Origin of the sequence: Xanthomonas sp. SHU 199, assembly GCF_000364665.1 — a bacterium.
GTDB classification, from domain to species: Bacteria; Pseudomonadota; Gammaproteobacteria; order Xanthomonadales; family Xanthomonadaceae; genus Xanthomonas_A; species Xanthomonas_A sontii.
On the sequence record NZ_AQOI01000058.1, the window covers coordinates 1 to 9,005 of the forward strand.

Below are 9,005 nucleotides of genomic sequence, written 5' to 3' on the forward strand. Positions count from 1 at the left end.
CGCCGGCCGCCGCCCAGGCCCTGCCGCAGGTGCAGGCGCTGCGCGCGGATCCGGCGCTGCTGGCGGCGCTGCCGCGGGTGCGCGATGCGGCCGGCGTGCCGGTCTATGTCATCGATCCGAACGGTTTCGTGGTGCTGCGCTATGCCCCCGGGTTCGACCCGGCCGGGCTGCGTGCGGACCTGGCGAAACTGCTGAAACTCCTGTGAGCCGCTCCCTATGACCTTGTTCGCGCGCCCGGCGCTGTTCCGGCATTTCCACCGCATGGCCTGGCTGGCGGCGCTGTTCACCGCCAGCACCATCATGTTCGGCTCGTTCGTGCGCCTGTCCGATGCGGGCATGAGCTGTCCGGACTGGCCGACCTGCTACGGCCGCATCACCTGGCCGCAGACCAGTGCCGAAGCCGACACCCATGCCGCCAGCAAGATCCGGCCGCTGGAGACGCACAAGGCCTGGCGCGAGCAGATCCACCGCTTCCTGGCCGGTGCGCTGGGCGTGGAGGTGCTGGTGCTGTCGCTGCTGGCGGCGCGGCGGCGCCGGCTCGGCATCGCCCAGATCGTCACGGCGGCGGCGCTGGTGGCGCTGTCGATCCCGCTGTACATGTCCGGCTGGCCGGGGCTGGCGATGCTGGTGGCGGTGGGCGGCGAGGCGATCCTGCTGCTGGCGGCGCTGCGCTGGTCCAACGACGACCTGGCCCGTGCCGCGGTACTGACCCTGTCGGTGGTGATCTTCCAGGCCTTGCTGGGCATGTGGACGGTGACCCTGCTGCTCAAGCCGATCGTGGTGATGGGACATCTGCTGGGCGGCTTGCTGATGTTCTCGCTGCTGGTGTGGATGGCCTGGCGCGCCACCCACCTGCCGATCACCCTGGCCGATGCGCCGCGGCTGAAGTGGCTGCTGCGCCTGGGCGTGGCGGTGCTGGTGCTGCAGATCGCGCTGGGCGGCTGGGTCAGCGCCAACTACGCGGCACTGGCCTGCGGCGGCGGCAGTTGGTCGGCCGACAACTTTCCGCGCTGCGTCAGCCAGTGGTGGCCGCCGCACGATTTCCGCGAGGGTTTCACCCTGTGGCGCGGCATCGGCGTGGACTACGAAGGCGGCGTGCTCGACGGCGCGGCGCGCATCGCGATCCAGATGGCGCACCGGATGATGGCGATGGCGGTGGCGGCCTACCTGCTGTGGCTGAGCTGGCGCCTGAGCCGCACGCCGGGCATGCGCGGCTGGGCCGTGGCGCTGGCGCTGCTGCTGGTCGCGCAGGTGTGCCTGGGCATCCTCAACGTCAAGCTGGCGCTGCCCCTGCCGGTGGCGGTGCTGCACAACGCCGGCGCGGTGGCGCTGCTGTTCGTGCTGGTGTCGTTGCTGGCGCGCTTGCGGGCGCCGCAATGAGCGCGCACCGCGTCCACTGGCGCGACTACTGGGACCTGACCAAGCCCAAAGTCGTGGCGCTGATCGTGTTCACCGCCCTTGTCGGCATGTGCCTGGCGATCCCGGGGCTGCCGACCTGGGCGCAGGTGCGCACCGGCCTGCTCGGCTTCTTCGGCATCTGGCTGGCGGCCTCGGCGGCGGCGGCGATCAACCAGTTGCTGGACGCGCGCATCGATGCGCAGATGGCGCGCACCTCCTGGCGTCCGCTGGTGGTGGGCAAGGTGCTGCCGTGGCAGGTGTTGCTGTTCGCCACCCTGCTGACCGCGCTGTCGATGACCGTGCTGGTGGTGTGGGTCAACTGGATCACCGCGGTGCTGACCTTCGCCTCGCTGATCGGCTATGCGGTGATCTACACGGTGTTCCTCAAGCGCACCACGCCGCAGAACATCGTCATCGGCGGCCTGGCCGGCGCGGCGCCGCCGCTGCTGGGCTGGGCCGCGATCACCGGCATGCAGGGCCAGTGGGACTGGGCCTATGCCTCGCTGCTGGTGCTGATCATCTTCGTGTGGACGCCGCCGCACTTCTGGGCATTGGCGATCTTCCGCCGCGCCGACTACGCCAAGGCCTCGATCCCGATGCTGCCGGTCACCCATGGCGTGGCGCATACCCGCCGGCAGATCCTGGTGTACACGGTGCTGCTGGTGGTGGTGACGCTGCTGCCGGTGGCGGTGGGCATGAGCGGGGTGTTCTACCTCGGCGGCACCCTGGTGCTGGACGCGGTGTTCCTCTGGTACGCCTGGCGCATGCTCGACCCGCCGGACGAGATGTTCTCGATGCGCATGTTCGGCTATTCCATCGTGTACCTGATGGCGCTGTTCGCGTTCCTGCTGGTCGATCACTGGATCGCCTGAACCGCGCGTTCAGCCCCCCGCTCAAGTGTTGCCGGTCGTGGTCGTTACCGTACGAACGACCAAAATCGGCAAAGCCGCGGAGACATGTATGTGGGGCAAGAGCAAGCAAGACGCGGCGAAGCTGCAGGCACTGACCGAGCGCCTGCGCGAGGCCGAGGCCGACCGTGACCGCGCCCGTGCGCAGGCCGACAGTGCCCTCACCAATCTGGACGACATGCACGTCCGTTTCGACCTGGTCACCAAGGCGACCACCGACGGCCTGTGGGAAATGCGGGTGATCGCCGGCGATCCGATCAACCCTGCCAACGAATTCTGGTGGTCCTCGCAGTTCCGCGCGATGCTGGGCTTCTCCTCCGAGCTCGACTTCCCCAACGTGCTCGACAGCTGGGCCTCGCGCCTGCATCCGGACGACAAGCAGGCCACGCTGGACGCGTTCGCCAAGCACCTGGGCGACCGCAGCGGCCAGACCCCGTACGACGTGGACTACCGCCTGCAGCTGAAGAACGGCCAGTACCGCTGGTTCCGCGCGATCGGCACCACCCAGCGCGACGCCCAGGGCTTACCGCTGCGGGTGGCCGGCGCGCTCACCGACATCACCGAGCGGCGCGAGCGCGAGGCGTTCCTGGACGTGGTCCTGACCCGCTTCGAGCTGGGCGCGGACATGCTCAACGACGGCCTGTGGGACATGAGCGTGGTCGCCGGCGATCCGATCAACCCGTCCAACGAGTTCTGGTGGTCGGCGCAGTTCCGTTCGCTGCTGGGCTTCGCCTCCGAGGCCGAGTTCCCCAACGTGCTCGACAGCTGGTCCTCGCGCCTGCATCCGGAAGACGCGCAGCTCGCGCTCAACGCGTTCGCCGCGCACCTCAACGACCGCACCGGCCGCACCGGCTTCGACATCGAATACCGCCTGCAGCTGAAGAACGGCGAGTACCGCTGGTTCCGCGCGCGTGGCCTGACCAAGCGCGCCGCCGACGGCACCCCGCTGCGCGCGGTCGGCGCGTTGCTGGACATCCATGCCGCGCGCCAGCTCGGCGAAGCAGCGCACACCCTGCAGACGGCAGCGGCGGAGATGGTCGACGACAACAGCGACCTGGCCCGGCGCACCGAGCAGCAGGCCGCGGCGCTGGAAGAGGCGGCCAGCTCGATGGAAGAGATCACCGGCACCGTGCAGCGCAATGTCGAGCACGTCGGCCACGCCAACCGCCTGGTGGACGGCGCCAGCGACGTCGCCCAGCGCGGCGGCGACGTGGTGCGCGACGTGGTCCAGACCATGGCCGGCATCGAGAGCGCGTCGCGCAAGATCGCCGACATCATCAGCGTGATCGACGGCATCGCCTTCCAGACCAATATCCTCGCCTTGAACGCGGCGGTGGAAGCGGCGCGCGCCGGCGAGCAGGGCCGCGGCTTCGCCGTGGTCGCCACCGAAGTGCGCAGCCTGGCCCAGCGCTGCGCCGATGCGGCCAAGGAAGTGCGCGGCCTGATCGCCGGCTCCAGCGAGCAGGTCGATCGCGGCTCGGCGCTGGTCGCACGCGCCGGCGCCACCATGGAAGAACTGCTCGGCTCGGTGCGCGAAGTGCAGCGCATCATGACCGACATCGCCGGCGCCAGCCGCGAGCAGAGCGCCGGCATCGGCCAGGTCAACCAGATCGTGGTGCAGATGGATACCGCCACGCAGCAGAACGCGGCGCTGGTGGAAAAGATGGCCGAAGCCGCGCGCGCGCTGGAAGGGCAGGCGCAAGGCCTGAATGCGCATACCAGCAGCGGCCGACGCCCCGGCAGCCAGGGCGCCGCTCAGCAGGTGGCGCCGGTCCGCGTGGCGGCCTGATCGGAGCCGGCGGCGCGCGCGTTTCGCGCGCCGCCAACGCAAGGCGGTTGCGACCGCCTGCGCGCCGCGTTGCAACGTCGCAGTGCCGATGCCGGGACTGCGACGGCGCCGGTGCAGCGGTCTTGCTCGCGTGGAAGCGTGATGCGGCCGGTGGCGCGCCTTGCGCCCTCACCCCAACCAATGCTGGCAGGTGTCGCCTGCCTGGCTGCCGCAGCTTTGCTGCATCTTGTGCTGCAGCCGCGCCAGCACCGCGCTGCCGTCGTGGCCCTTGCTCCAGGCCTGCAGGGTCTTGGCCAGGGTGTCGAAACGTTGCCGGGTGCGCTGGTGATAGCCGTCGGGCTGACCAGCCAACTCCCCGATCACCTGGCCGGCGGCCGCCTCGATCGCCGCCGCATTGTCCGGCTGCAGCCGGACCAGTCCATCGACATAGAGCACGCCCCACTGCACGCGGGTGGCCGGCCCTTGCGCGCTCTCGTAGGCCTTCTTCAGCCAGAACAGCGCCGTCTGCTTGTCGCCGCGCGCCTCGGCCAGGCCGGCCAGTTCCGGCATGTAGTAATACGGCGTCTTGCTGCGCTGAAGCTCGGCCAGCAGCAGTTGTTCGGCACCGGCGCTGTCGCCGGCCTCGTCCAGCAGGCCGGCGGCGCTGCTGATCGTGGACTGGCGTTCGTAGTCGGTCGTGGCGGCCTGCTCGGCCCATTGCACGCGCTGCTGCACCTTGGCGACCACCGCCGGCGGCAGCGGCGGATGCGGTCCGTCGCCGGCATCGGCCGGCTGGCCTTGCGCCAGGCGTGCCAAGGCGATGTCCGCGGCGGCGGTGTCCAGGCGATCGCTGATCGGCAGGCTGCTGTCGGCGTAGACCTGGTCCAGCGCATGGGTCAGCGCGGCGGACAGCGTGTTGCGCTCGGCGGCGTCGCTGGCCGCGGCCTGCACCAGCTCGCGCGCCGCATAGGTCAGCGTGCTGCGGTTGGCGCGCACTTCGGCCGGGTCGGCCAGCACCGCCTGCAGCAGTGCGCGGTCGGCGGCGCGGTGCTTGGCATCCACCTTGGCAGCCCTGGCCGGATCCTGCGCGGCCAACGCCAGCAACGCGAAACGGCGCTGCAAGGCTGGCTGCGGCGCGGCTGCGGCCAGGCGCGTGAGCACGTCGGCCGCCTGACCTGGCTTGACCAGTTGGGCCGCATCCACCGCCCAGCCGTATTCGCCGAGCAGGGTCCAGTCGTCGGCGCTGAGCGTGGCCGGCGCCTTCAGCGCTTGCTGCAGCAACTGCGCCGAGGTGGTGGTGCGGGTCGCGGCCACGCGCAGGGCCTCGGCCAGGCGCACGGTATCGCTGTCGCCAGCCAGGCGGGTGATCTCGCTGCGGTCCGGGCGCAACACGATGATGGTCGGATAGCCCTTGATGCCGAAGCGCTCGCCCCAGGCCTGCGCGCCTTCCGAATCGCCGTCCAGGTGCACCGCGACGAAGGCGCGAGTGCGGGCGATGAACGCCGGGTCCTTGAACAGCGTGGCCTTGAGCCGATTGCAGGGCGGGCACCAGGCCGCGCCCCAGTACAGCAGCACCGGCTTGTCGTGCTCGCGCGCTTCGGCGAAGGCATCGTCGACGTCGCCCTCGCGCCAGGCGATGCCGGCGCTGTCGGCGGCAGGTGCCGCTGGGGCGGCCTTGGGTGCGGCAGGCGCGGGCGGTTGCTGGCAGGCGCTCAGCGCCAGCAGCGCGGCCAGGCTGGCTGAGATCGTCGCGGAACGGCGGAACATGCGGCTCATGGGGGCACCGGGTGGGGAGGGAGACACGGCGCCGGCCGTGCCGGCCGTCTACTGTACGCAGCCGCCGCCGTCATCGCACATGCCGGCTGCGCATCTGCATATGCCGCCCGTGCGGGTGCTGCGCGGCGCATGACACGCGCTTGCGGCCGCGTCGGCGCAGCGTGCCTGCAGCGCCCGCGACCGCCCCTTGCCGTTCGCCGCTAGCCGGCCGCTTCTGCCTTCGCCGCGCGCGCGTAGCGTTGCGCGATCACCGCGCAGACGATCAGCTGGATCTGGTGGTAGATCATCACCGGCAATACGATCGCGCCGAGGCTGCCGCTGGCGAACAGCACCTTGGCCATCGGCACGCCGGTGGCCAGGCTCTTCTTCGAGCCGCAGAACACGATCGGAATCTCGTCCTCGCGGGAAAAGCCCAGGCGCCGTGCGCCGAAGGTGATCAGCGCCATCGCCAGCGCCAGCAGCACCGCGCCGACCACGGCGACGCCGAGCAGTGCCGGCAGTGGCGTCTTGCGCCACAGGCCTTCGACCACCGCGGCGCTGAACGCGGTGTACACCACCAGCAGGATGGTGCTCTGGTCGGTGTAGCGCAGCACCGCGCGGTGGCGCTCGACCCAGCCGCCGATCCAGCGCTGCAGCAGATGGCCGGCGACGAACGGCACCAGCAGCTGCAGCATGATCTTGCCCATCGCCTCCAGCGGATTGGACATGGCGTTCTGCGCGTCGGTCAGCACGCCCATCAGCAGCGGCGTCAGGAACACCCCGAGCAGGCTCGACAGCGAGGCGCTGCACACCGCGGCCGGCACATTGCCGCCGGCCATCGAGGTGAAGGCGATCGACGACTGCACCGTGGACGGCAGCGTGCACAGGAACAGCACGCCGATGTACAGATCCGGGGTCAGCAGCCAGTGCGACAGCGGCTTGAACAGCAGGCCCAGCAGCGGGAACAGGATGAAGGTGGCGGCGAAGATGGTCAGGTGCAGGCGCCAGTGCAATGCGCCGGCGACGATGGCCTCGCGCGACAGCCGTGCGCCATGCAGGAAGAACAGCGCGGCGATCGCCAGATCGGTGACCACGTCCATCACCGACGCCGCGCGCCCCTGCACCGGCAGCAGCGAGGCCAGCAGCACCGTGCACAGCAGCGCCAGGGTGAAGGGTTCGATGCGCAGGCGCGCGAGCCAGGACTTGAGCATGGGGAAAAATCGAGCGGGGGAGTCGCGCATTTTAGAAAGCATGGCGCCCGCACGCGAATCCGGACGCGCTGCGTAGACAACTCGCAGACATGTTGCGGTGTCGGCCGTTTCCGGCGGATGCGCGCATCGGTGGATTGCTAGATTGCCTTTGCCCGTCCGAGTGGGGGAGCGCGTCGGGCACGATGGCGCGCCACGCGTGCACCGTCGCCTCCCGCTTCTCCAGGGATCAGGAGCACGCACATGCAATACGATCAGTACCAGACCGTGTTTGCGCTTTCGAGCTTGGCCAATTGGGTCAGCTTCAGATTCGGCTCAGCGGAACAGCTACAGAAGGACTATCAAAAGACCATCCTGGCGACGCTGGCGTCTCCGGTAGCACAGCAGACAATCGGCAATTGGGAGCTGGTGTGGGGGCCGCAGGTCTGGCAAGCGGATGGTTCGAAGGTCTCGGACAATGCCATGTACGTGGCCAAGTCGAGCAACTTGGGCAGTCTTGCCGGAGACGTCTATGTCGTAGCGATTGCCGCCACCAATCCGATCTCGCATTACGACTGGTACATGGAAGATTTCGGGGTCAACCAGGTGGTGGACTTCTCGAACTACGATCCCACCGCACACACCGAGCCGGTTCCACTTTCGTCGCCGACCGAGACCAATGCCGTCATTTCGCTGGGTACCGCGCTGGGCGTCTGGCGTTTGCTGAACATGGCGAGTCCTTCATCTGTGGAATCCCAAGGCGATACGTTGGCGACGTTCCTGAAAAACGTCGCGAGCAGCGGCGCGACCGTGATCTTCGCCGGCCATAGCCTGGGTGGTGCGCTGTCGCCGACCGTGGCGACCTGGCTCAAGAGCAACCACTGGCTGGACGGAAGCAAGGCGGTTTATTGCTACCCAACCGCCGGTGCCACGCCAGGCAATGCCGCCTTCGCCGAGCTTTTCAATACGACGTTGCCGCCGACGACCGGCGATGGCTATCGGGTATGGAATCGCGATGTCTGGAACTCCTACGACGTGGTGCCGCATGCCTGGGATACCGGGATGCTCGCGCAGATAAGCACGCTTTACGGGAACAAGCCGATACCGCTGATCGATGAAGAAGTCAAAAAAGCGATAGCGAATGCGGAATTGTCCAAGATCAGCTACAAGCAAATCCCCAATCAAGAACTTCTCGGCACACCGGGCGCTGTCCCGACTACCGCCTTGGGATTCATGATCGAGGCGAAAAACCAGCACACCAAAGCCTACGCCTCGCTGATTGCGCCCCACATCAAACCGGTATTGCCGCCGCCGCAGGAGCTGCTGACATTGGAAATGGACGAGGACGCGGAACTGTATGCGCTGCTTTTGCGGCTTCAAGCGAAAAGCGGTGCATCTGCCCTGGCGCAGTCCTGAATAGCGCAAGCTCGGCGCGAACGCTGCCGCGACACGATTGCCTAGAATGGCCAATCGTGTCGCGGTGGCGATAGCCCATGGAATGCAACGCAAGGCCTGGTGGCGGCGAGTGCGTCTGCCGCCAGACTCAATGCAGCCCCGCACGCGCCTTCAGCAGTTCCCGCAGCTCGTACTTGTCGGTCTCGTCCAAACCCTGCGCGCGCTGCTTGGCCTGCAGTTCGTCCAGGCGCTGCTGCAGCGTCTGCTTTTCCAGCTGCACGACCACGTCGTGCAGTTCCTGGCGCCAGCTGTCGGTCTCGCCGGCGATCTCCTGCACCGCCAGCTTCTGCAGCGCGGCCAGTTCCTCGCGTTCGTGGAAGTGTTCGAGCAGAGCGCCGGTGGTGATCTCCGGGCGCGCATGCACGATCTGCAGCAGTTCGATCATCAGTTCGATGCCGGGCAGGCGCAGGCCGGCGAACGGGTAGGGCGGCGGCAGGTCCAGCGCCAGCGACGGCGCCTGCAGCAGTCGCACGATCCCCTCGCGGACCAGGCTGCGCTTGTGCGCCGGGCGCGGCGCGCGCGGCGGCGGCCGGC

6 protein-coding genes and 2 pseudogenes are annotated in these 9,005 nt (G+C 68.7%); 5 read left to right on the forward strand and 3 right to left on the reverse strand.

Going from position 1 to position 9,005, the window contains the following annotated elements; genetic code table 11:
* The 4 genes and pseudogenes from D183_RS0102865 to D183_RS0102880 form a co-directional block, all read left to right on the forward strand.
* Positions 1 to 206, forward strand: a pseudogene (locus D183_RS0102865) (hypothetical protein); the annotation flags it as partial.
* A gap of 10 nt (positions 207 to 216) precedes the next feature.
* Positions 217 to 1,380, forward strand: a complete 1,164-nt coding sequence (locus tag D183_RS0102870; protein ID WP_017907661.1) for a COX15/CtaA family protein — start codon at positions 217 to 219, stop codon at positions 1,378 to 1,380.
* Positions 1,377 to 2,270 (forward strand): heme o synthase, encoded by an 894-nt coding sequence (gene cyoE / locus D183_RS0102875; RefSeq protein WP_017907662.1) that lies wholly within the window; start codon positions 1,377 to 1,379, stop codon positions 2,268 to 2,270. The genes D183_RS0102870 and cyoE overlap by 4 nt, the downstream gene beginning before the upstream one ends.
* An 88-nt stretch (positions 2,271 to 2,358) precedes the next feature.
* Positions 2,359 to 4,095: a methyl-accepting chemotaxis protein gene (locus D183_RS0102880; protein WP_017907663.1), complete on the forward strand. Its 1,737-nt coding sequence runs from the start codon at positions 2,359 to 2,361 to the stop codon at positions 4,093 to 4,095.
* 168 nt (positions 4,096 to 4,263) lie between these two features.
* Here D183_RS0102880 and D183_RS0102885 read toward each other — a convergent pair whose 3' ends face one another.
* Together D183_RS0102885 and D183_RS0102890 are read right to left on the reverse strand one after the other, a co-directional pair.
* Complete coding sequence (locus tag D183_RS0102885) at positions 4,264 to 5,850, reverse strand: thioredoxin family protein (protein WP_017907664.1); 1,587 nt, start codon at positions 5,848 to 5,850, stop codon at positions 4,264 to 4,266.
* Between the two features lie 200 nt (positions 5,851 to 6,050).
* Positions 6,051 to 7,040 (reverse strand): bile acid:sodium symporter family protein, encoded by a 990-nt coding sequence (locus D183_RS0102890; RefSeq protein WP_017907665.1) that lies wholly within the window; start codon positions 7,038 to 7,040, stop codon positions 6,051 to 6,053.
* 240 nt (positions 7,041 to 7,280) lie between these two features.
* On the opposite strand from D183_RS0102890, the gene D183_RS25980 reads away from it, so the two are divergent.
* A complete protein-coding gene (locus D183_RS25980; RefSeq protein WP_017907666.1) occupies positions 7,281 to 8,432 on the forward strand; it encodes a lipase family protein in 1,152 nt (383 codons plus the stop codon).
* Positions 8,433 to 8,559: 127 nt separating this feature from the next.
* On the opposite strand, the pseudogene D183_RS0102900 reads toward D183_RS25980, so the two are convergent.
* Positions 8,560 to 9,005, reverse strand: a pseudogene (locus D183_RS0102900) (DNA primase); the annotation flags it as partial.

Excerpts from the sequence above, each read along its gene's own strand:
- D183_RS0102870 (WP_017907661.1), top strand. The coding sequence starts at position 217 with ATGACCTTGTTCGCGCGCCCGGCGCTGTTCCGGCATTTCCACCGCATG.
- cyoE (WP_017907662.1), top strand. The coding sequence starts at position 1,377 with ATGAGCGCGCACCGCGTCCACTGGCGCGACTACTGGGACCTGACCAAG.
- D183_RS0102880 (WP_017907663.1), top strand. The coding sequence starts at position 2,359 with ATGTGGGGCAAGAGCAAGCAAGACGCGGCGAAGCTGCAGGCACTGACC.
- D183_RS0102885 (WP_017907664.1), bottom strand. The coding sequence starts at position 5,850 with ATGAGCCGCATGTTCCGCCGTTCCGCGACGATCTCAGCCAGCCTGGCC.
- D183_RS0102890 (WP_017907665.1), bottom strand. The coding sequence starts at position 7,040 with ATGCTCAAGTCCTGGCTCGCGCGCCTGCGCATCGAACCCTTCACCCTG.
- D183_RS25980 (WP_017907666.1), top strand. The coding sequence starts at position 7,281 with ATGCAATACGATCAGTACCAGACCGTGTTTGCGCTTTCGAGCTTGGCC.